Origin of the sequence: Protofrankia symbiont of Coriaria ruscifolia, assembly GCF_900634745.1 — a bacterium.
GTDB lineage: Bacteria > Actinomycetota > Actinomycetes > Frankiales > Frankiaceae > Protofrankia > Protofrankia californiensis.
The window spans coordinates 48,091-69,274 of record NZ_CAAAFR010000044.1 but is presented as its reverse complement, the minus strand read 5'-3'; the positions used below and the strand labels follow the sequence as shown (position 1 = coordinate 69,274).

Here is a 21,184-nt window from a genome sequence, read left to right as displayed (position 1 = left end):
GAGTAGCCGATCGCCACGCCGGGCGACCTTCGCGCAGCCCTGGGTAGGAGCCGACGGCCAGCGCCGCCTGGCCCACGCCCAGATTACGAAGGGCGTTCACCGCCCTGAGCGGGTAGTCGTACAGCTTGCCCTGGTAGTAGATACGGCTCATACGAGGCCGCAGGAGAAAATCCTCATCCGGAAGGATGGCATGCCACAGCGCCTCCACCTGGGGGACCTTGGTGAAGAACCGATGACCGCCGATATCGAATCGCCAGCCGTCACGTTCGACGGTTCGACTGATACCACCAACGACGTCATCGGATTCGAAGACCACCACTGGTGCGTTTCGTTCGGCGAGCTGATAGGCAGCCGTGAGGCCGGCCGGGCCGGCACCGATGACGACGGTGCGCGGGATGTCGGGTGAGGACACTCTCTCTCCTTGATCGACGATCGGCAAAGATGACGTCCGGCCGTGAACGTCCTGTCGGACCTGCGAGACGCGACGTCCAGTCTAGGCAATATCGTCTAGCTAGATGGACAATCGCGTCCAAGACTAGCCTAGGTGGGTGTCAGGCGATGCGACCGGTCCCTCGAGAGCAGCACCGGCGCGCGGTCTGCCAGCCAAACGCGAAGCGATCATGAAGGCGGCGCTGGACGTCTTCGTCCGGCAGGGATACGCGGCCACAAGCCTCGACGACATCGCGACAGCAACGCCCGTATCGAGGCAGACCGTCTACAACCACTTCGGGGACAAGGAACGACTGTTCCTCGCGGTCATCGACGCGGAACTCAGGAACACGCTGGAGGCGCTGCAGGAGGCGACCGCCAAATTCCCGAACCACGTCGTCGATGCCGAGGAGTACCTCGGTGACCTCGCGCGACGCCTCGTCGGGATCCTCCTCAGCCCACGAACCGCGTCCCTGCGGCTGCTCATACAGACGGAGGCGCCCCGCCAACCACAGCTGCTCGAGCTCTGGCGCAAGCGGGTCTCCACCCCGGTCTGGTCCGCACTCATCGGACACCTCGCACGGCTCGCGCACAGCGGCGCACTGCACGTCGACGACCCCGCTCGCGCCGCCGGCCAGTTCATCACCCTGGTCACCGGCACGGTCTGGCAGATGACCGAACTCGGCACCTTCGCCATCTCCGCGCCCCCAGCGCTCGACGACCACGAGCTGGACACCGCGATCCGGTCCAACGTCGGACTGTTCGTCCGCGGTTACCGATGAGACCTGGATCCAGTACTGATCTTGCGATCAGACCGGCACCGGGGAGGCCGGCTCATGGTCCGTTTCCCGCCATGAGCATGTATGCAGTGTGATCTTCCTGATCTCTGAGTTCCGCTTCCGCATCTGGTGAACACGGGCATGGGGGGCGGGCCGACCGGGTCATCGGGTGGCTCCCTGCCACGGAATCCGGTCGGCGGGATTTCCGATCTCCGATCCGGTTCCGCAGCCGCGGATTTCCATCAGGTATCCCGGCGGTGTCACGATGATTATCAATCATCCCCTTCGCCTGCCTCGGCCTGTAACAAGTACGTCTTGCCGCGACGCCCGAAATACATGATCGAATGCTCTCTTCGCCTCCGCGTCCGCCGGTAGCACACCAACTTCGTGGATCGGGTCAGATATGGGAAGACAAACCGTGGATACGCTCGCTAAGGTGCCTGAGTGACGAATCTACGGATCTCTGACGCGGCCGGGCTGCCGGATGTCGGTGAAGACGCCGTCCGGCGATGGGTGGATGCCGACAGGCTGCCTCCGGTTCAGGGCGAAAGCCCTCGGCAAGGATGTCGAGAGCTCGGTGCCGGCCCAGGTCTGCAAGGAGCACACGGCATCAGCCCACCGACTCCGACCGTAGACACGGCGGTTGCGGACGAATCCGCCCGCAACCCCCCCGGGATCATGATCTGTGTCGTCCACGACGGTGTGCCGGCCCAGCTGGAGATGCGGACCGGTACGCATCGGATCGTGTCCCTGGCAGGCCGTACGTCCGCGGACGAACTCGGTCTCGAACCCGGCATGGCCGCCATCACTTCGGTGAAATCCGCCGACGTGGTGATGGAACTTCCTCAGCAACGTCGCTGAACCGTTGTCCGGCCGGCGCCGCGGCTCCGGCGGATATCTCGATGATAATGAGAGGGACGCGTGAGAACACGTTCGAAATTCTGGGCGCTGTGTGCGCTGCTGTGCGCACTCCTGGTCGGATGTGGTTCGGACACGGACAATGCAAGTCCGGCGGCGCCGTCAGGGGCAGCGACGACGACACAGTCAGCGACCGGGACGGTGATCGTGTTCGCCGCCTCGTCGTTGACCGAGTCGTTCACCGAACTCGGCAAGCAGTTCGAGGCGGCACATCCCGGGGTGACCGTGAAGTTCAACTTCGGCGCAAGCTCGGCCCTGGCCACCCAGATCAACCAGGGAGCGCCAGCGGATGTCTTCGCCTCAGCCAGCCCCACGAACATGACCACAGTTGTCGATGCCGGGCAGGCTGCCAACCCGACGACGTTCGCGAAGAACACGATGAAGATCGTCACTCCGCCGAACAACCCCGCAAACATTGCTTCCGTCGCCGACCTGGCGAAGCCAGGAGTGAAGGTCGCACTCTGCCAGGCCCAGGTTCCGTGCGGTGCGACCGCGGCGAAGGTCTTCTCGAACGCGGGCGTCACGGTCACGCCGAAGACGTACGGCGCCGATGTGAAGGGAGTGCTGACCACCGTCGAACTTGGTGAGGTCGACGTCGGCGTGGTGTACCTCACCGACGCGCAGGCCGCCGGGACGAAGGTGAAGGGCATCGAGATCCCCAAGGAGCAGAACGCCTCCACGTCCTATCCGATCGCGGTTCTGACCAGGGCGCCGAACTCCGGCGCCGGGCAGGCGTTCACCGCGTTCATCCTGTCCCCCAGCGGTCAGGCGGTGCTTACCAAGGCCGGGTTCTCCTCCCCCTCGTGAGCCGAGTCCCCTCGTGAGCCGAACCGCATTCGGTTCATGGATCTGCCACGGATGCGGGCCGGCGCGATCATGATTCTTTCGCGCACGGACTTCCTCCCGAATCGGCGAAGCCGATTCGGGAGGTCCGGGAGGCCCAGATCCCCCGGCACTATGTGGCCTGTTTGCGGCCAGGGCACTATGTGGCCTCTCGCAGGCCGAGGCGTTCGTGTAGACGTCGCAGAGGTTGCGGTGCCCACCAGTTCGCCCGTCCGGCCAGCCGCATGGTCGCGGGCACGAGCATCGCCCTGATCAGGGTGGCGTCGACGAGAATGGTCAGCGCGGTGCCGATGCCGAGCATTTTCGCGAACACGATGCCGACCGGGCCCGCTGCGCGCGGGTGAGCACCGTCATCTTCGGCGCGCTGCTCCCACAGATCGTCGCCACGACGAGCGAGGAACGCACCGCCCTCACGGCAGAGCTCAAGCGGGCCCTGCGCGGCTACCTGGCCGACTACGACCAGCCCGCCACCTGACAGGGACGGCGACCACCATCACGGGAACGGGAAGGAAGACGGGGACGGCAGGAGCGGTATCTCCACCGCTGCGGCACGCACCACGGTGGCCGTCCGGATCGGTCAGGCGTCCGGATCGGTCAGGCGTCCGGATCGGTCAGGCGTCCGGATCGGTCAGGCCGGGCCGGGGATCGGCCTGCCGGCGCCGGGTTCGGGCTCCTCGGGCTCGTCGAACCCCCCAGGACGCGGCGCGCGTATGATCGTGCACTCCGCGCAGACGGTCGGACGGCGTGCACAGCCCTTCGCCGCGCTGTCGCCCTGCCGGTTACGGCACCGGCAGGCAGGACAGCGCAGGACCACCAGTGGATACATCGCCGGCTCGGTCACCTTGCCAACGCTCCGCTCCCGCCGCACCAGGCACAGTCGGTGACCTCGGCGCCGTCAAAGTAGCCGTCCCGGTCGCGTTCGAGCCGTTCAACCTCTTTACGGCCGGTACCACGGCAGTGGGGGCAGGTCCGCACACCCCGGTTCGCTCGTTCAGCCTCCTCCCTCTTGGCCTTGTCACGTTTGTCCCGTGCCATGTCACCTCCGTATCCGACGGCCCCGCCAATGTGACGGAATCGACGACAAAGATGTTACGGACGAACAGGGCCGGGAACCCCGTATGGACGCCGACACACCGTTGTCCCTGTCGTGGTCTCCGGACGAGAGCTCCGGCGAAACGGGTGGTCCGACACCAGTTCCCCACAAAACGTCGACTCACCTACAAGTCATCCGATGGGAGTAAAGACGGTACGAAAGAAGCATGAGCGCGCCGCCTTCGCCCCACCGGGGCCCGACATGTGTCCTTTTTCGCCGAGCCGTCCGTCCTTCCTCCCCCAGGCGTTCGACGCGGTGGGTACGGTGCGGGCCGGCGAGTGGCGCGTCGATCCGCACCACATATCATGTTTCCGGCCGGTAAAAGTATGATGACTCGACCGTTCCCGGCGGCGGACGGCATACGGCCGATAACAGCTTTCGCATGCTCCGGGAAACCCGTAAAAGTGACGCCACCGGGCCCTTACCAGCGGATCCTAGGACTCCGCCGTCGACAGCCGTGCCGACGACACCGGCTGGACCAGCCCCGGGAGCTGCGGTTTCAGCCAGATAGCAACTATCGGTGACAGCTAAGTAACGCGGCTTCCGACCCGCCCGGAAACGAACCCGGCCGATGTTTCGACCGTCCCCACGACCGGCCCCCGGAGCCGGGTATTCCGGCCCACGGCTTTCCGACCACAGTACCCGGGCACACGTTTTCACCGGCGCCGCCCGGACACCGACACCGGCCGACAGCCGGTGGTTCTGCCGATAGAATCTGCTGGGCGGCCACAACGAATGCGCTACAACGAATGCGAGGTGTGATGTGGCGAGCGAAAAGCGTCGACTTCCCATGAACGTCGATGGACCCTTCTTCGTCGACTCCGAGTGCACCGACTGCGAAAACTGCCGGGGGGTCGCCCCGGACTTCTTCAAGCGCGACGAGGAGCACGAGGTTCATTACATCTGCCGGCAGCCGTCGAACGAGGACGAGGAGGAGATGATGCTGCAGGCCCTCGAGTTCTGTCCGGCCGAGGCGATCGGGCGAGTGGCGGCCTGACGGCCAGCGGCAGCGCGATCATGTTCCTTTCGCGCTCGGGATTCCTACCGGATCGGCGAGACCGATCCGGTAGGTCCGGGGGCTGGTCCGGCAGGTCCCGCAGGCCGGGCTTTCCCCGAGACGGCGAGCGGACGAACCGCCGGTGAGCTGTTGCCGACAGGACGCGGCATGTTACCGGCGGGGAATCCGACCGGGTTCGCGGGACGCCGTCGGGTAGCGTCCCGCGCCCAATCCTCGCCAATCGTAACCATGCGTGGATCAATATCTACCAATAAGTAGCCGATCGACAGGCGGGCGACACAACAGCCAGTTACAGCGCCCGGTAACACGGCGATCGTTGAAAATGCAGCTAGCGTGGAAACCCTCGCCTGTTGAGGAGGGAAGTTGTCGAAGACTTCGCAGGATTTACCCTCGCTCCACGATTCTCCTGAGCGCCCGGAACCACACCGTTGGCTACCGGGTCGCCCGCTCGGTCCGATGACCGAGATGGCACGGCTACGGAAAACGCATCCGATGATGGAGGCGATTGTCGACGAGGTCGATGGCCGCCGGATGCGGGTCGGTAACCACTGGTTGACCGACTTCGCGTCCTGCAACTACCTCGGGTTCGACCTCGAACCGGAGATCATCGCAGCAGTACCGGAGTATCTGGCCAGGTGGGGCACACATCCCAGCTGGTCACGGATGATCGCATCCCCGCGACTGTTCATCGAGATCGAACAAGAACTCACCGAACTGCTCGGCGCCGAGGACAGCCTGACGCTCCCCACGATCACGCACATCCATCTGTCGGTCATCCCGGCCCTCGCCGGGCAGGGAACGATCTTCCTCGACCACAACGCGCACCGCTCCATCCATGACGGCTGCATCATGGCCCGGGCCTGGGGCGCGACCGTACAGCGCTTCGACGACGACAACCCCGCCCAGCTCGAGGAGATGCTGCGGGCCTGCCGGACTTACCCGCGGCTGGTGTGCGTCGACGGGTTGAACAGCATGACCGGCAACATCCCGCCCGTGGCAGAACTGGCCCGGGTGACCCGCGCGAACGACGCGCTCCTCTACATCGACGACGCGCACGGTTTCGGCGTCATCGGTGAGCGGGGGCCCGGTGAGCTCAGCCTGTACGGCAGTCGCGGCAACAGCCTCATTCGCCATATCGGGGAGAGCTACGACGGAATCGTCCTGGTCGGAGGCTTCTCCAAGGCGTACTCGTCCCTGCTGGCGTTCGTCGCCTGCCCGACCGACATGAAGAACTACCTCAAGGCGACCACCGCCCCCCACACCTTCTCCGGACCGTCCCCGGTGGCATCGCTTGCGACCGTGCAGGCCGGGCTGAAACTCAACGCCAGGCGGGGCGACGCGATCCGAGCGGATCTTCACCGCAAGACAGCCCGGATCCTCGACGGGATGAAGCAGGTCGGGCTGGCCTCGCTGAACCGGTCAGGCAGCCCGATCATCGAGGTGCCGATCGGTACTCCGGACAGCATCGACGCCATCGGGGACCATCTGTTCAACCGGGGGATCTACACCACCCTGGCGCCGTACCCGCTCGTGCCGCGCAACAAGGTGGGATTCCGCATCCAGGTCACCGCCGCCAACACCGACGAGGAGATCAGCCACCTGCTCGAAGTGCTCACCGAAATCGCCGAGATGCTGCCACACCCCACATCCACCCGCCGCGAATAGCACCCGCGCGACCAGACGCCACGACAGCCGCCCGGGGAACCCCAGGGGAAACACCCAGGGGGAAGAACGCCAAGAGAGCACGCCGACGGATCGGCCGGATCGGCGCGACGCCGGTCAGCTCGTGTCGTGCCCCACGTCTGGACGACCAGGCCCGGCCGGTTCCTGGCCGCTGGACCGGCCCGGCCTGTCGTGCCTGGGTGCCTGCCCCTGTCCCGCCTGCTGCGCATGTCGGGCCTGCCGGGCCTGCCGGGCCAGTTCGGCCAGGCGGGTGACCGGCAGACGGTCGCAGCCAAGCCTCACGTCGGCATCCCGCGCCTCACGTAGTGCCGCGAGGAAGCACTCACGCGGGATCTCGACCGCTCCCATGGACCTGGCGTGCGTGGTGACGAACTGCACGTCGACGAGCCGGCCACCGGCCGGCGCGAACCGCGCGTCGAAATCGACCAGGGCGACCTTGGACGCGTCGGTGCGCACGTGGAACATGGATTCAGCCATGAAGGCAGCGCCGATGAGCACACCGAACATTCCGCCGATGAGCTCGTCGCCCTTCCACACCTCGACGCTGTGCGCCCAGCCGAGCCGGTACAGCTCATGGTAAGCACACGCGAGCTCAGGGGTGATCCAGGTACGCCGGGTGCCCTGGCCGCATCCGTGGACGACGCCGGCAAACTCCTGGTCAAGGGTGGTCGTCCAGTCGCACGCACGCATCCGCTTGAACAGCGAGTCGGACACGTGCGCTCGACCGACGGGCAGCACACCACGTGGATCCGGACTCCACCAGACGAGATCGGCCCGTCCCCGACCATCCCGCGACAGGTTGGGTATGCGCCTGGCAGCCACCGCCTGGTCGCGGTGACCGGGCGTGTCCGCCACCGCGGCTGGATCGTCGAGCGGCCAGGGAAAGACCCCTCGCCGGTAGGCCCCGACCAGGGTCGCCGGGGCGAGATCGCCGCCGAAGGCGACCGGCGCATCGCCGGGATCGGCCGGATCCGCGTCTGCCATGGCGTCCCACAATGACCGGCCGGGATGCCGGGGTGGGCCGGTCAGGTCCACGCGCGGCCCGCGCGAGCAGGTTCGACCCGGTCGACCACCAGGTCGGCCGCTGCTGCCCGGTCTAATCGGGACGGCGCACAGCCGCCGTCCTGGGGAGAACACCTGCGGTGATTGCGGTGCCACAGCAGCGGGGTCAGTTCATCGGCAGGCTGGGGGGCGCCCAGATAGAAGCCCTGGGCGAAGTCGCAGCCGTAGTCGGCCAGCCGCCCCATCGCTGTCTCGGTCTCGACCCCCTCGGCCACGATCCGCAGGGCCAGGGAGTGCGCCAGCCCCACCGTGGACTGCACGATGGCCGCCGAGAGCGGGTCGGAGTCGAGGTGTATGACGAACGACTTGTCCAGCTTGAGCACGTCCACCGGCAGCTCTCGCAGGTAGGCCAGAGACGAGTACCCCGTGCCGTAGTCGTCGACGGCGATGCGGACGCCCATGTCCCGCAGACTGCCGAGCACGGCCGCGGTCCGGATCCGGTCGAGCATCAGAGCGGTCTCGGTGATCTCCAGTTCGAGGGCCTTCGGCGGAACCCCCTTCGTCGTGAGGAGATCCTTGACCTCGGCCGGGAATCCCTTGTCGAGCAGGTTGGGCGCGGACAGGTTGACCGCGACACCGATCTGGAGACCGGCGTCCCACCACCGGCGGCACTGGTCGAGGGCCAGCCCGAGCACCTCAAGGGTCAGCGTACGCATCAGCCCGGTGTGCTCGGCCATGGGTAGGAACTCGTTGGGCTGGAGCAGCCCTCTGGTGGGGTGTTCCCATCGCACCAGGGCCTCCACAGCGTGGCAGTTGCCCGTGCGCAGGTCGACCTTCATCTGGTAATGGAGGCGTAGCTGATCCTGGCCGAGCCCGGCCCGCAGGGTCTCGATGACGTCGAGGCGGTCGAGGATGTGCAGGTCTGCGCCGGGCCGGTAGTACTCGATCTGGCTCCGGGCGGCCTTTGCCGTATACATCGCGATGTCCGCCCGCTGCAGCAGGACGTTCCCGGCGACCGCGTGATCGGGATAGACCGCGACCCCGATGCTGGCGTCGACGTGGAAGCTCACCCCGTCGACGTCGAACGGGCTGCCGAGAGCGGCCAGCACCCGCTCGGCAACGGTCCTCGCCGCGGTGGCGTCGGCATCCTGCAGGAGCACGGCGAACTCGTCGCCGCCGAGACGGGCCAGTAAGTCCGTCGGACGCAGCGCCGCCTCGATACGGCGTCCGACAAGCTTCAGCAGGTCGTCGCCGACCTGGTGACCGAGAGAATCGTTGATCTCCTTGAAGCGGTCCAGATCGAGCATGAGCAGCGCGAAGCAGACGGTGCCGTTGCTGCGCAGCTCCTCCTCGTTGAGACGCTCGAAGAACCCGCGACGGTTGGCGAACCCCGTCAGCTCGTCCGTACGCGCCTGCAGCTTGCTCTCCGCGAGCTGGCGGACCTCGGTGAACGTGATCCCGGCACGTACGAGGGCGACCATGATCGTCCCAGCGGCAAGTATGACAGTCAACGCTGGGAGCTTCACGAAGGCCCCGAGCACCAGCAGTACGAGCGCGGTGACGGCGAAGAAGACCGGGACGAACATTACCTCCCACCCGGCGATCCGCTCGGGCATCTCCCCTGGTGCCCGTTGCCATGCGGCGCAGGCCGGCAGGACGAGCGCGAGCACCCAGAGCACCTCGACGGGGCCACCCGGGGAGTAGGTGCCGGCCGCCATCGCACCGGCGACGATCGTGTCGGCGACCGCAAAGCCGGCCAGTGCGCCCCCCAGCAGCCACCAGGCCTTCTCGGGGCGCCAGCCCCGCAGTCCGAAGACGCTGGCCACGAGCACGAGCAGCATCAGGTCGGCAAGCGGGTAGGCGATGTTCAGGCCAAGAACCGACAGCCCTACCGGGTTATCCACTCCGATGGCGGCCGCGGCAAGCCCGCTCGCCAGTGCCGCCACGCCGAGGCCGCCCACCAGAGCGTCAAGCCACACGCTGGGATGGAACCGGGTGACACGTCTACGTAGCAGGAGAATCACAGAAACGCAGGTGGCCGCATAGAACACGAGCCAGCCGATGTCCGCAGGTGACGGCGACGGTGCTTCAACCCGATTTGTGATCTCGGTGAAGTAGATGGTGCCGGCGCCGTAGAACACCAGACCGGTTCCGAGTGCGGCCCAGGCGAGCCGCTCGCCGCGGACCAGAATCGCACGCAACATACAAAAGGCGCCGGCGACGACACTGAAGCAGTTGCCCAGCCACCTGTCGATCTGGTTGACGGTGGATGACGCATCCCGTAGACCGGCGAGTGTCGTGACGGCGAAAAATACGGCCGCCGCCAACAGCACGACCCGTCCCGCTCCGATCAACCGTAGCCGGCGAGCGGCATGGACTGACGTCGTCAAGCGGTCATCCCCCATTATCACGTCGGCGGGGTACATTCTGGCACCACGACGCCTATTCATCCTGAACCACCCACTCAGTGACCCAGGATCCGGGCCTCCGGCGGCGCGAAAGGATCATTATCGCGCCTTTAGTTTTCCAGGACCCGGGTGGGCAGGGCCACCAGAACCATGATCCCAAAGGGTCAAGGCCAAAGGGATCATGCTCTTACCGCGCCCGAGGTATCTGGATCACTAAAGAGGAGTTACTTCTACGTAGAACGCTCCTGCACCGATAGTTCAACACCGTCTCGCCGCGACAGCACGCCGAACCCTCTCGACACCCAGCCAAAGACGTCGAGAGGACGGCGAAAAGTCCGCCGGGTAAACATGCATGGTATAAGCGGCCACCAACAGACTGCAATCGGCGCGGACTCATCACGCTCCGTATTTTTGACACATGATGGGCTCAAAGCGTGCGCGCCGGAACACGGACATGTATCGCATCTGCATCTGCACCTGCATCTGCACCTGTTTTTGCACCGTATACCGATCTCCGTCATTACCGAAAGAAGGCTCGATTCCCTGATTAACCGCCGATAATCGATCAACCACAGATTTCGCGTCCACTCAGCCCGACCGGCGGACGGCCCGGTGCGGCATGAGAGCATTTGCGGGGATGACGCCGAGGCGGCCCGCCTGATAGTCCGCCACCGCCTGGCGTAGTTCGTCTCTGGTGTTCATCACGAACGGGCCGTACATCTCGACGTGCTCCCGGATCGGGTGCCCGCCGAGCAGCAGCACCTCCAGCAGTGCGCCTGCTTCGGGCTGCTGGTCATCGGCCGCGAGCGTCAGGTGGTCACCGGGTCCGAACACCGCGAGCTGCCCGGTGCGGATCGGCCGGCCCTCGCCGCCGGCCCGCCCCGAGCCCGCAAGAACGTAGGCCAGCGCGTTGAAATCCGGCTCCCAGGGGACCGTCAGCCGTGCGCCCGGGAACAGGGTCGCGTGCATCACCGCGATCGGGGTGTGGGTGATACCCGGTCCGCGGTGACCGGTCGTGTCGCCGGTCGTGTCGCCGGCAAGGTCACCGGCTATGAGCCGCAGCAACGCGCCCGCGTCCGGCGACGCGAGCAGGGCAATCTGGTCGCCTTCGATGCTCTGATAGCGCGGTGGGCTGAACTTGTCCCGCGCCGGCAGGTTGACCCACAACTGGATGCCGTGGAAGAGCCCACCGCTGATGACGAGCTGCTCGGGCGGGGTCTCGATGTGCAGGATGCCGGCGCCCGCGGTCATCCACTGGGTCGCCCCATCCGTGATTACCCCGCCTCCGCCATGGGAGTCCTGATGCTGGAACGTTCCGTCGATCATGTAGGTCACGGTCTCGAACCCGCGGTGCGGATGCCAGGGCGTGCCCTTGGGTTCACCGGGCGCATAGTCGACCTCGCCCATCTGGTCCATGTGGACGAAGGGATCGAGATCGGCGAGATCAACCCCGGCAAAGGCGCGGCGGACGGGAAAGCCCTCGCCCTCGTGGCCCGACGGTGCGGTCGTGACCGACCGGACAGGACGCTCCACCCGGCCGGGCAGGGGTGCGGCCAGGCGCGGCAGGCTGGTTGTGTCGGCGGTGACGGCAGGCATACTGTCCCTCCCAGAGCTTCGTTGCCTATGCAACTACTAGGAGAGAATAACTCCGGATCGCCCGGATCGCTTCCCGGCGGCGCGGTCGGCGCAGCGGCCGACCGGCCGACCGGCCGACTAGTGGTTCAGCCGCTCAGGCACTCAGATCAGGCACTCAGATGCTCGGCCGGTCAGACGCTCACGCACCCAGCCGCTCCCACCCGGCCGATCAGACGCTCGGGTCAGATCGCCGCGGCGATCGTCTCCGCCACCTGCTCCCTGCGCCTGGCGAGTTCGGCATCCTGCGCTCGCGCCCGGTCGAGGTCGTCGGCGATGTCGGCATCCCTGCGCATCAGCTCGGAAAGATCGAAATTGGACAGGTCGAGCACGCCCATCTGCGAGTAGGCGGTGCGGACCTTATCCCCCCACAGGCCGATGTCCTTCACGCACGGCACGATCCGGCTGAACAGCAGCCTGCGGAAAGCCCGCATGTACTCGGAGGTCTCAACCGCGGCAAGGCAGTCGTCCACGTCGAAGCCGAGGTTCTCCCAGACCTCAGCGCCGCGCAGCCGGTCACGCATGAGCCAGCAGCTCTCGACGACGAACTCCTCACGTTCGTCGAGCTCCCGACGGCTGAGCTGCGCGTAGTAGTCGCGCAGTGCCAGCCGTCCGAACGCCACGTGCCGGGCCTCGTCCTGCATGATGTAGGAGAGAATCTGCTTGGGCAACGCCGCTGTGGCGACGTCCCGCAGGACGCCGAAGGCGGCCAGGGCGAGACCTTCGATGAGCACCTGCATGCCCAGGTACGGCATGTCCCACCGACTGTCGTTGAGGGTCGTGTCCAGCAGCGACCGCAGCTCGCGGTTGATCGGATACAGAATGCCGATCTTCTCTTTCAGGAAGCGGGAGTAGATTTCCGCGTGCCGGGCCTCGTCGATCGTCTGGGTTGCGGCGTAGAACTTCGCGTCCATGTCCGGGACGGATTCGACGATCCGGGCACTGCAGATCATCGCGCCCTGCTCGCCGTGCAGAAACTGGCTGAACTGCCAGGCCATCAGGTGCTGGCGCAGTTCACCGCGCTCCCGCGGGCCGAGCTTGTCCCACAGGGGAAGCCCGTAGATCGGAACCGTCGCATCCGATGATCCCAGCGGGTGGTGGGGATCCACGTCCTGCGACCAGTCGATCCTGCTCGACGCGTCCCACTGCTTGTCCTTGCCCTGCTGGTAGAGAGCCAGCAGGCGAGCCCGGCCGTCGGCGTAGTCCCAGGAGAACCGGGCACTGCCGGCCATGGGAACGTCCCAGGTACGATCACCGGCCGACACGTCGTAGCGGTCATGTGCGCTCATTGAGCGAACCTCCAGTTACCAGACCCCGACCGGCCGAAGGACGGCGCGATCATGATCATCCTTACCACCGGAGGCCGCCCGAACAGACCCGGCGAGACGGCACCGGCAGGACATCCCGACGGACCAACTACCGCGTGTCGAACATGTCCACACCGTCACAGTACCCGTTGAACAGTCACCATGCCGGTGCAGGCTTAACGAATCGGCGGCAGCCCACGGGAACCGCGCAGAGCATGGCCGGGCTCCACGTCCCTCATCCCTCGGGGCCTCATCCCTTGGGGGGGTGAAGGTGCCCAACACGCCGCCGGTAAAGTTAATGGTTTGTGACAACTGGCCTCGAAGGCCAGCTGGACCGCTACCGTCGGGGCCGTGGACCGCAGCTGCAGTCGACCGGATTTCCTGCGACAAGAGCGCCTGCGAACAGCAGGGCGGCTCCGAAGCCGTCAACGTCCCCGTGACAGTCATCGCCACCGCCGGGTGGCGGCCCGGCCACCGGGGCGTCCGGCCTGGCGCCGCTGAAACCGAACGGGTCGGGTCCTCGCGGACCTGTGCAGCGGCCCGATTCGCTCGCCGGCTCGCTGGCTCGCCGTACCCACATGTCGCAGAAAGGGCGCAGATGCCGACGTCCGGGCACGGCAGTGGGCCGGCAACGAGCGATCAGTCGCACCGTCGCCATGTTCGGGAACTGATCGCCGAAGCCTCACAGGCGCTTGGCTGCGAGTTTCCCGACCACGACGCAGTGACGATCATCGGTTCGTCGCGGACCCTGCCGTCGCGGCTGCCGGTCAGTGCGCTTGCCCAGGCGACAGTCGCCGTCGTCGGGCTCGCGGCCAGCGAGCTCGGCGCCGTACGCACAGGGACGGGCCCACGGCGCAGGGAACCCCTGACAATCGACAGCGGCGCGGTGGCCGCGGCCTTCACCAGCGAACGGCACCTGCGCCTCGACGGACGGCCGCAGGGCGGCATGGATCCGCTGTCGGCGTTCCTGCCGGCAGCGGACGGCTGGGTGCGGCTGCACGGCAACTACCCGCATCATCGCGCCCGGCTGCGGGCGGCACTCGGGATCGCCGACACGACGGCTGACCCGACTGCCGCGGTCACCGCGGCAGTGGCCACGCTGACCGCGGCCGAGGTCGAGGATCGCGTGGTGGCGCATGGCGGCGTGGCCGCGGCCGTGCGAGACCCCGCCGGATGGGAACGACACCCACAGGGGCGGGCCCTTGCCGGGCTGCCCCTGATGAGGATGCAGCGTTGGGGAGACGAACAGGCATCCCACGGGAGCCGCCGCCCGCCCGGCGAGACCGGTCTGCCCGCCGCGGGGATCCGCGTCCTCGATCTGACCCGGGTCATCGCCGGCCCGGTCGGCACCAGGACCCTCGCCTTTCTCGGGGCCGACGTCCTGCGGGTCGACAGTCCGCGGCTGCCCGAGATCCCAGCCCAGCACCTCGACACCGGCCCGGGCAAGCGATCAACCTTTCTCGACCTCGGGCACCCGACCGACAGGCGGATGTTCGAGGAGCTCGTGGCGTCCGCGGATGTCGTCGTGACCGGCTACCGCCCCGGGGCGCTGGACCGGTTCGGGCTGTCACCGCAGGCGCTGCACGAGCGGCATCCCGGGATCGTGGTGGCGACGCTGAACGCATGGGGACCGACCGGGCCGTGGGCCCGGCGGCGCGGGTTCGACAGTCTCGTCCAGGCCGCCACGGGCATAGCCACGACAGAAGCCGGCGGTGATCCGGGCAGCATCCGACCCGGGGTGCTGCCCGCCCAGGCGCTCGACCACGCCACCGGCTACCTGACGGCGGCGGCGGTCCTACGTGCCCTCACCCTGCGCCATCGAGAATCCGGTTCCTGGCACGCCCAGCTGTCACTTGCCCAGACCGCCACCTGGCTGCTTGCGCGCGCGAAGGCCGGCGAGGACGCTGGCGGCAGCACAGCCGCGGCTGGCACCACGGACACGTCCACGAAGGCGTCCACGGACACGCTCACCGGTCCAGCAGACGTCCGTCCGGTCGACGCGACGCCGTGGCTCGACACGATCGACAGTGACGCCGGGCGGCTGACCTATGTGCTTCCACCCCTGCGGCTGGACGGCGGCCCGCGCACATGGTCCCACCCTCCGCGCTCTCTCGGCGCTTCCTCCTCGACCTGGCTGTGATCACGGTGCGACCGGCAACCCACGACGGGCAACCCACGACCGGCAAAGGGCGGGCCCGCGCGTGACGTCCCGGCCCGGAGACCCTAGGGTCAAGCAGATATGGATCGCCTCGTCTGGATCGACTGTGAGATGACCGGGCTCGACGCCGCCTCCGATCTCCTGCTGGAGGTCGCCTGCCTGGTCACCGACAGCGAACTGAATATTCTCGGCGAAGGCGTGGACGTGGTCGTGTCCGCGCCGGAGACCGCCCTGGCCGGGATGGATGCCGTAGTCCAGCAGATGCACGCCACCTCGGGTCTGACCGAGGCCGTGCGGGCATCGACGCTGACCATGGCCGAAGCCGAACAGCAGGTGCTCGAGTACGTCCGCAGCCAGGTTCCGGACCCGGGCAAGGCCCCACTGTGCGGTAATTCGATCGCCACCGATCGTAACTTCCTTGCCCGGTACATGCCGACACTCGACGGCTACCTGCACTACCGGATGGTCGACGTGTCGACCGTGAAGGAACTCGCCCGGCGCTGGTACCCGCGGGCCTACTACGCGGCACCGCCCAAGCGCGGTGGGCATCGCGCCCTGGCCGACATCCAGGAAAGCATCGACGAACTGCGCTACTACCGAAAGGTGATCTTCGTGCCGCATCCGGGGCCCACCAGCGAGTCGGCCCGGGCGGCGGCACGGGAGATCAGCGCGGACGGTAACGCAAGCGGCACACCGTTTACCCCGGCAGATGCCACCCCGGCGGGTATCACTCCGACAGGCCTCACCCCGGCGGAAGCCGCGGAAGCCCCACCGGCAGCCGCCATCTGAACCCCATCTGAACCCCCATCGGAACACAGCCCGGACTCGCCGACACGACACCGCAAACCACTTCGCCAGAAGGGCGATCGACCGGTACTATGGGCCGGGCCTGAACAGTTGCGCCGGCCGGTCATGGGTGTACGGTTGTTGACAGCTCGCTCTCAGGTGCGTTTTCAGTACGCGGATTTCAGCACATGGTGGGTGTAGCTCAGCTGGTAGAGCACCGGGTTGTGGTCCCGGGTGTCGCGGGTTCAAGTCCCGTCACTCACCCCAGAACAGAGATGTTCGTCGTCTCGTCGGGCCGGTCCAGAGGGCCGGCCGACAGAGGCGGTCGCCCGTCCGATAGCGGGATGACGACCATCAGGATGGCGAGTACGGGTCGGCCGGTCCGGCGACTACTGCTCGTAGTGGACGACCCCCGGCAAACCGGATGATCTGGCTCCGGAGGAACGCGGCGGCACGGGGTTTGAACGCGCTGGTGTTGCCGCCCAGGTGGGGGGTCAGCAACACACCGGGCGCGGACCACAACGGGTGTGCGTCGGGCAGCGGCTCCGGCTCGACGACGTCGAGGGCAGCCAGCAACCGCCCGTCACACAGTTCGCGGAGCAGGGCGTCGGTGTCGACGACCGCGCCCCGGGCGACGTTCACCAGCAGCGCGCCGTCGGGCATGGCGGCGAGGAACCGGGCGTTCGCAAGACCGCGGGTGCCCTCGTTGAGCGGGCAGGCCAGGATGACCACATCCTGCTGCGAGACCAGGGCCGGCAGCTCCGTGACAGCGTGGACATGACCGCGCTCGTCATCACGGGCCCGGCTTGCGACGCGGGTCAGCGACACCTCGAACGGCTCGAGCCGGGCGGCGATGGCCGACCCGAGGCCGCCGGCGCCCACCACAAGCACCCGCCGGTCCGCCAGCGAGCGGAGGGTGTGCGGCTGCCAGCGGCCCCGGGATGCGCTGCCCGCGCGGACAGCGGCCGGGATTCCCCGCAGCTGCGCCAGGATGAGCCCTACCGCCAGTTCGGACGTGGAAGCGTCGTGCACACCTGCTGCATTACACAAAGTAACCGATGAGGACACGTTCGCCACGGCGTCCTCGTAACCCGCGGTAAGTGTCTGCACAACCCGTAGCCGAGGAAGGCCGTTGACCAGGGACCAGTCCGCCCGCTTCAGGTACGGGGGGACGAAGAACTCGGCATCCACCGCACCCGCCCGCACCGGGTCGGAGCCGGCATCCCACACCACAGCCCGGACGGTCGGGACCGGGCCGACCAGGTCGATCCAGCGCTTGTCCGGAAAGCTGACGACGACCGTGGCCGCTTCGGTTCCTGCCATGGACGAAGGCTAACGGGCCGAGGACGCCGCGATCACGATGGACGTCACCGGGCGGCCGGCTGATTGTCGTCCCGGATCTCGCCGACGAGCTCCTCCAGGACGTCCTCCAGCGCGACGACCCCAAGGATCCTTCCCTCCCGGTCGGTGACCCGGGCCAGGTGCGCCCCACTGCGCTGCATCGTGGCGAGCACCGCCGCCAACCGGTCGTCGGCACCGACCCTGGCCAGCGGACGGACCCACTTGGCGGGGACCGGCGCCGACCGCTTCTGCGGGTTGGTTTCCAGGACGTCCTTGAGATGCAGGTATCCGGTGAGCTCGCCGCTGGCCGCCCGAACCGGGAAACGGGAGAACCCGGTCCGGGCGGCCACCGCCTCCACACCCCGGGGCGTGACCCCGACCGGAACCGTCTCCAGGCTGTCGAGGGGCAGCAGGACACTGCGCGCTCTGTGTTCGTCGAAGTGCAGCGCTCCGGACAGCAGCCCGTGCTGGTCCGCGTCGAGCAGTCCCTCCCGGCGGGACTCCTCGACGAAGCCGGCGACCTCGTCGCGGGTGAAGGCGCTGGCCACCTCGCCCTTCGGCGCCACCCGGACGATGCGCAGGCTCAGGTTGGCGGTCGCGTTCAGCCCGGCGATCGCCGGGCGCAGGTAGCGGACGACACCGACCAGCGGCGGGACGAGCAGCAGGGCACTGCGGTCCGGCCCGGCCAGGGCGATGTTCTTGGGAACCATCTCCCCGATGACCACGTGCAGGAACACGACCGTCGTCATGGCGACAGCGAGAGCGATCGGGTGCAGCAGGACCTCCGGCATCCCGGCCGACTCCAGCGGGCCTTCGAGAAGGTGCGCGACCGCGGGCTCTCCGAGCGAGCCGAGCCCCAGCGTGCAGATCGTGATGCCCAGCTGGGTGCCGGCCAGCATCAAGGAGACCTCCTCCATCGCCCGCAACGTGGTCTGCGCGCGGGCCGAACCCGCCTGTGCCAGGGGTTCGACGGCGCTGCGGCGAGCCGAGATCAGCGCGAACTCGGCTCCCACGAAGAAGGCGTTGGCAAGGAGCAGGACGACGGTGAGGAAGACAGCGAGCAGGACGTTCACCGCAGCGCGCCCATCGCGTCCGGGGTGGCGGGGTCGCGGTGCGCATCCCCGGAACAGTCGCCGCCCACAGGACGGTCGCCATCCGCGGGATGGTCGCCGCCCGCGGGGACGTGCGGAGGAATCAGACGGACCCGGTCCACGCGCCGGCCGTCCATCAGCTGGACGGTGAGGGTGACGCCGTCGACCTCGACCACGTCGCCGGTGACCGGCACCCGGCCGAGGCGGTCCGCAATGAGACCCCCGATGGTCTGGTACGCCTCGTCCGTCGGCAGGCGGACGTCAACGGTCTGCGCCACCTCGTCGACGCGGAGCAGGCCGGACAGCAGCCACGTCCCGTCCTGGCGCCGCGCCGCCCGCACACCGACCCGATCATGCTCGTCCACGACGTCGCCGACCAGCTCCTCGATCAGGTCCTCGATGGTGACAAGACCATCCGTGCCACCGAACTCGTCAATGACGACCGCCATCTGCAACCCGCCGCGGCGCAGCGTTTCCAGCAGCGGGTCGAGTTCGATCGTGGACGGTACGCTCAGATGAGCGACCATCACATCACCAGTGGTCACGGTATCCCGATCGTCCTCGGGAACAGCAACCGCATGCTTCACATGGACCAGACCGACCACGTCGTCGAGGTCCTGACCGACGACCGGGAAACGCGAGTGCCCGGTCCGGCGGGTAAGCGCGATCACCTCACGGACCGGGTCACCGACCCCGACCGTCCACATGCGGACCCGAGGGGTCAGGACGTCCGCGGCCTGCTTGCGCCCGAACGCCAGTGAACGTTGGAGCAACGTCGCGGTCTCCGGCGCGAGCGTGCCCTTTTCCGCGGACCGGCCGACCAGGGAGAACAGTTCCTGCGCGGAGCGGGCCGAGGCAAGCTCCTCCTGCGGTTCGATGCCCAGGCGCCGTAGCAGGCCCTCGGCGGCGCCGTTGAGCAGGCGGATCAGGAAGGCCGTCGCCCGGCTGAATCCCCGGTGGAATCCCTGCACCATCCTCGCGGTCGCCAGCGGCCGGGCCACCGCGAGATTCTTCGGGACCAGCTCACCATAGATCATCGTCGCACCCGTGGCGAGTACCACGGCGACCGTCACGGCGACACCGGTGGCCATTCCCGCCGGTATCCCGACAGATTTCAGCGGGCTGCGAAGCAGGTGCCCGATCGCCGGCTCGGCGAGGAATCCGATCGCCAGGTTGGTGATGGTGATGCCGAGCTGCGCGCCGGAGAGCTCGGTCGAGAGGTTCGTAAGCGCTGTGAGGACACCCCTGGACCTGCGGTCACCCGCTGCCGCGGCACGTTCGACGGTCATGCGGTCGACCGTCACCAGGGCGAACTCCGCGGCGACGAAAACGCCGCAGACCCCGACCAGCGCAACGCTGATCAGGACGAGGAGCCACTCGATCACTGTCGCCTGCCCGGGTCGGCTCGGTCCAGGGCAGGCGTCGGACTATGACTGGGTATATCGGGGCTAGGCATGACCCTCTCGGAGGTAGGCGTGGCAGAACCCGACGCGAGCGGAAACGTACACCGCTGGCGATGCCCGGATACCCCCGCGGGGCGCCTTCAAGCACACAGCACAAGGATGCCCGCGTCCGGCCGGGTTGGACAGCCATCCGAGCGGATCGGATCAGCACATGCTCCCTCATGACGGCCCTGGACCCAGCAAATTGCGCCGAACATCCACCCCGACGACCAACCCAAGAGGCCGGGGGAAGCTAGTCGATCTCGAAAAGACCCTGGCGGACGGCGTACATGACCGCTTCCATCCGCGAGTGCAGCTGCAGTTTGTCCAGGATGTTGCGGACGTGGTTCTTGACCGTGTTCTCGCTGATGAACAACTTCCGGGCGATCTCCCGGTTGGCTCGCCCCTCCGCGACCAGCTTGAGGACCTCCAGCTCGCGGGCGGTGAGATGGGGAGCGGGTACCCGGCTGGGCCGGTCGTCCGAACCGCGGGCGAGCGCGGCGAACTCGACCATGAGCTTGGACGCCATCGAGGGACTGATCAGGCTTAGTCCGTTGTGTACCGCACGGACCGCTCCAGCCACCTCGTGCGGGGGGATGGATTTCAGGAGATACCCGACCGCTCCCGCTTTGATCGCCTCAAAGAGATCAGACTCGTCATCGCTGACCGTCAACATGACGATCTTCGTGGTCGGCACCTCCCGCTTGATCGCACCCGCCGCGTCGATGCCGTCACGGTAGGGCATCCGGACGTCCATCAGGACGATGTCCGGGGTGGTGCCGGTGGCTATCGTGACGGCCTGCCGGCCGTCCCCTGCGCGACCGACGACAGTGATGTCCTCTTCAAGGTCGAGGACGGTCTCCAGGCCCTGCAGGAACAGCTCATGATCGTCGACGACGAGCACCCGGATGGGTTCGGACTGAGGTGCCACAGGTGGCAGAACACTAACCATCATCACAGATCGGAGCTATCTGGCACGGATAGTCCAACAACGGACTGCCGGACGGACGAGGTGCGATCGACGCATGTGCCCACTCTATGTGATGGGGGGCTTACGTAGAACCGTGTCTCTGTACCGGCACTGATCAAGTCATACACCGATACCGCTTCCGACATATCGGAATGATACGCGCCGCTGCCCCGCTACGACACTGGCGACACACCGTCACCATACCCGCGAAGGTGGTGAATCATCAACCCCGAACTGGACATATGACACACCCCCCGATGGGCCCACGAGGGGAGCCCGGTGGA

19 protein-coding genes, 1 tRNA gene and 1 pseudogene are annotated in these 21,184 nt (G+C 67.2%); 9 read left to right on the top strand and 12 right to left on the bottom strand.

Annotation, left to right across the window (positions count from 1 at the left end; translation table 11 throughout):
- Positions 1 to 412, bottom strand: a 412-nt coding sequence (locus CV1CTNOD_RS06980) for an FAD-dependent oxidoreductase (RefSeq protein ID WP_131785340.1), incomplete at its 3' end; no start/stop codon positions are given.
- Between the two features lie 208 nt (positions 413 to 620).
- Between CV1CTNOD_RS06980 and CV1CTNOD_RS06975 the strand changes: the two genes are divergently transcribed.
- The 3 genes from CV1CTNOD_RS06975 to modA all read left to right on the top strand — a co-directional run bounded on the left by CV1CTNOD_RS06975 (position 621) and on the right by modA (position 2,933).
- Positions 621 to 1,211: a TetR/AcrR family transcriptional regulator gene (locus CV1CTNOD_RS06975; RefSeq protein WP_131785339.1), complete on the top strand. Its 591-nt coding sequence runs from the start codon at positions 621 to 623 to the stop codon at positions 1,209 to 1,211.
- A gap of 441 nt (positions 1,212 to 1,652) precedes the next feature.
- Positions 1,653 to 2,069 (top strand): TOBE domain-containing protein, encoded by a 417-nt coding sequence (locus tag CV1CTNOD_RS06970; protein WP_131785338.1) that lies wholly within the window; start codon positions 1,653 to 1,655, stop codon positions 2,067 to 2,069.
- A 60-nt stretch (positions 2,070 to 2,129) separates the two neighbouring features.
- Positions 2,130 to 2,933, top strand: a complete 804-nt coding sequence (gene modA, locus CV1CTNOD_RS06965; protein ID WP_131785337.1) for a molybdate ABC transporter substrate-binding protein — start codon at positions 2,130 to 2,132, stop codon at positions 2,931 to 2,933.
- Between the two features lie 175 nt (positions 2,934 to 3,108).
- On the opposite strand, the pseudogene CV1CTNOD_RS26355 reads toward modA, so the two are convergent.
- Positions 3,109 to 3,285, bottom strand: a pseudogene (locus CV1CTNOD_RS26355) (MMPL family transporter); the annotation flags it as partial.
- Positions 3,286 to 3,309: 24 nt separating this feature from the next.
- On the opposite strand from CV1CTNOD_RS26355, the gene CV1CTNOD_RS26350 reads away from it, so the two are divergent.
- Positions 3,310 to 3,444 carry a hypothetical protein gene (locus CV1CTNOD_RS26350; RefSeq protein ID WP_242606433.1) on the top strand — a complete coding sequence of 45 codons (135 nt, stop codon included), beginning with the start codon at positions 3,310 to 3,312 and terminating at the stop codon, positions 3,442 to 3,444.
- Positions 3,445 to 3,597: 153 nt separating this feature from the next.
- Here the strand turns inward: CV1CTNOD_RS26350 and CV1CTNOD_RS06960 are convergent, their stop codons facing one another.
- Both CV1CTNOD_RS06960 and CV1CTNOD_RS06955 read right to left on the bottom strand, forming a co-directional pair.
- On the bottom strand, positions 3,598 to 3,810 hold the full coding sequence (locus CV1CTNOD_RS06960) for a hypothetical protein (protein WP_131785336.1): 213 nt from the start codon (positions 3,808 to 3,810) through the stop codon (positions 3,598 to 3,600).
- Positions 3,807 to 4,004, bottom strand: a complete 198-nt coding sequence (locus tag CV1CTNOD_RS06955) for a hypothetical protein (RefSeq protein ID WP_131785335.1) — start codon at positions 4,002 to 4,004, stop codon at positions 3,807 to 3,809. Before CV1CTNOD_RS06955 ends, CV1CTNOD_RS06960 begins: the two co-directional genes overlap by 4 nt.
- An 848-nt stretch (positions 4,005 to 4,852) precedes the next feature.
- On the opposite strand from CV1CTNOD_RS06955, the gene CV1CTNOD_RS06950 reads away from it, so the two are divergent.
- Both CV1CTNOD_RS06950 and CV1CTNOD_RS06945 read left to right on the top strand, forming a co-directional pair.
- The gene (locus CV1CTNOD_RS06950) at positions 4,853 to 5,059 is read left to right on the top strand and encodes a ferredoxin (RefSeq protein WP_165485355.1); all 207 of its coding nucleotides are present in this window, start codon (positions 4,853 to 4,855) and stop codon (positions 5,057 to 5,059) included.
- 513 nt (positions 5,060 to 5,572) lie between these two features.
- Complete coding sequence (locus CV1CTNOD_RS06945; protein WP_347402901.1) at positions 5,573 to 6,745, top strand: aminotransferase class I/II-fold pyridoxal phosphate-dependent enzyme; 1,173 nt, start codon at positions 5,573 to 5,575, stop codon at positions 6,743 to 6,745.
- A gap of 114 nt (positions 6,746 to 6,859) precedes the next feature.
- Here the strand turns inward: CV1CTNOD_RS06945 and aat are convergent, their stop codons facing one another.
- The 4 genes from aat to CV1CTNOD_RS06925 all read right to left on the bottom strand — a co-directional run bounded on the left by aat (position 6,860) and on the right by CV1CTNOD_RS06925 (position 13,094).
- On the bottom strand, positions 6,860 to 7,747 hold the full coding sequence (gene aat, locus CV1CTNOD_RS06940; protein WP_131785332.1) for a leucyl/phenylalanyl-tRNA--protein transferase: 888 nt from the start codon (positions 7,745 to 7,747) through the stop codon (positions 6,860 to 6,862).
- A gap of 41 nt (positions 7,748 to 7,788) precedes the next feature.
- On the bottom strand, positions 7,789 to 10,155 hold the full coding sequence (locus CV1CTNOD_RS06935) for a putative bifunctional diguanylate cyclase/phosphodiesterase (RefSeq protein ID WP_242606432.1): 2,367 nt from the start codon (positions 10,153 to 10,155) through the stop codon (positions 7,789 to 7,791).
- Between the two features lie 606 nt (positions 10,156 to 10,761).
- Positions 10,762 to 11,769, bottom strand: coding sequence for a pirin family protein (locus tag CV1CTNOD_RS06930; RefSeq protein WP_131785330.1), 1,008 nt, complete (start codon positions 11,767 to 11,769; stop codon positions 10,762 to 10,764).
- 221 nt (positions 11,770 to 11,990) lie between these two features.
- Positions 11,991 to 13,094, bottom strand: a complete 1,104-nt coding sequence (locus CV1CTNOD_RS06925; RefSeq protein WP_131785329.1) for a ferritin-like domain-containing protein — start codon at positions 13,092 to 13,094, stop codon at positions 11,991 to 11,993.
- 616 nt (positions 13,095 to 13,710) lie between these two features.
- On the opposite strand from CV1CTNOD_RS06925, the gene CV1CTNOD_RS06920 reads away from it, so the two are divergent.
- From CV1CTNOD_RS06920 to CV1CTNOD_RS06910, 3 genes are all read left to right on the top strand, one after another.
- Positions 13,711 to 15,252 (top strand): CoA transferase, encoded by a 1,542-nt coding sequence (locus CV1CTNOD_RS06920; protein ID WP_131785328.1) that lies wholly within the window; start codon positions 13,711 to 13,713, stop codon positions 15,250 to 15,252.
- Positions 15,253 to 15,351: 99 nt separating this feature from the next.
- On the top strand, positions 15,352 to 16,059 hold the full coding sequence (gene orn / locus CV1CTNOD_RS06915; RefSeq protein WP_131785327.1) for an oligoribonuclease: 708 nt from the start codon (positions 15,352 to 15,354) through the stop codon (positions 16,057 to 16,059).
- 188 nt (positions 16,060 to 16,247) lie between these two features.
- Positions 16,248 to 16,323: transfer RNA gene (locus CV1CTNOD_RS06910), tRNA-His, on the top strand.
- Positions 16,324 to 16,410: 87 nt separating this feature from the next.
- Here CV1CTNOD_RS06910 and CV1CTNOD_RS06905 read toward each other — a convergent pair.
- The 4 genes from CV1CTNOD_RS06905 to CV1CTNOD_RS06890 all read right to left on the bottom strand — a co-directional run bounded on the left by CV1CTNOD_RS06905 (position 16,411) and on the right by CV1CTNOD_RS06890 (position 20,885).
- On the bottom strand, positions 16,411 to 17,379 hold the full coding sequence (locus CV1CTNOD_RS06905; RefSeq protein WP_131785326.1) for a 2-hydroxyacid dehydrogenase: 969 nt from the start codon (positions 17,377 to 17,379) through the stop codon (positions 16,411 to 16,413).
- A 44-nt stretch (positions 17,380 to 17,423) separates the two neighbouring features.
- Entirely contained in the window at positions 17,424 to 18,470 is a 1,047-nt protein-coding gene (locus CV1CTNOD_RS06900) for a hemolysin family protein (RefSeq protein WP_131785325.1), read from the bottom strand.
- The gene (locus CV1CTNOD_RS06895) at positions 18,467 to 19,873 is read right to left on the bottom strand and encodes a hemolysin family protein (RefSeq protein WP_242606431.1); all 1,407 of its coding nucleotides are present in this window, start codon (positions 19,871 to 19,873) and stop codon (positions 18,467 to 18,469) included. Before CV1CTNOD_RS06895 ends, CV1CTNOD_RS06900 begins: the two co-directional genes overlap by 4 nt.
- Before the next feature lie 310 nt (positions 19,874 to 20,183).
- Positions 20,184 to 20,885 carry a response regulator gene (locus CV1CTNOD_RS06890; RefSeq protein WP_131785324.1) on the bottom strand — a complete coding sequence of 234 codons (702 nt, stop codon included), beginning with the start codon at positions 20,883 to 20,885 and terminating at the stop codon, positions 20,184 to 20,186.
- Between the last annotated feature and the right edge of the window lie 299 nt (positions 20,886 to 21,184).

Bases quoted from the DNA above. Each gene is read 5' to 3' on its own strand.
- CV1CTNOD_RS06975 (WP_131785339.1), top strand. From the start codon at position 621: ATGAAGGCGGCGCTGGACGTCTTCGTCCGGCAGGGATACGCGGCCACA.
- CV1CTNOD_RS06955 (WP_131785335.1), bottom strand. From the start codon at position 4,004: ATGGCACGGGACAAACGTGACAAGGCCAAGAGGGAGGAGGCTGAACGA.
- CV1CTNOD_RS06950 (WP_165485355.1), top strand. From the start codon at position 4,853: ATGAACGTCGATGGACCCTTCTTCGTCGACTCCGAGTGCACCGACTGC.
- CV1CTNOD_RS06945 (WP_347402901.1), top strand. From the start codon at position 5,573: ATGATGGAGGCGATTGTCGACGAGGTCGATGGCCGCCGGATGCGGGTC.
- aat (WP_131785332.1), bottom strand. From the start codon at position 7,747: ATGGCAGACGCGGATCCGGCCGATCCCGGCGATGCGCCGGTCGCCTTC.
- CV1CTNOD_RS06930 (WP_131785330.1), bottom strand. From the start codon at position 11,769: ATGCCTGCCGTCACCGCCGACACAACCAGCCTGCCGCGCCTGGCCGCA.
- CV1CTNOD_RS06925 (WP_131785329.1), bottom strand. From the start codon at position 13,094: ATGAGCGCACATGACCGCTACGACGTGTCGGCCGGTGATCGTACCTGG.
- CV1CTNOD_RS06920 (WP_131785328.1), top strand. From the start codon at position 13,711: ATGCCGACGTCCGGGCACGGCAGTGGGCCGGCAACGAGCGATCAGTCG.
- orn (WP_131785327.1), top strand. From the start codon at position 15,352: ATGGATCGCCTCGTCTGGATCGACTGTGAGATGACCGGGCTCGACGCC.
- CV1CTNOD_RS06905 (WP_131785326.1), bottom strand. From the start codon at position 17,379: ATGGCAGGAACCGAAGCGGCCACGGTCGTCGTCAGCTTTCCGGACAAG.
- CV1CTNOD_RS06890 (WP_131785324.1), bottom strand. From the start codon at position 20,885: ATGATGGTTAGTGTTCTGCCACCTGTGGCACCTCAGTCCGAACCCATC.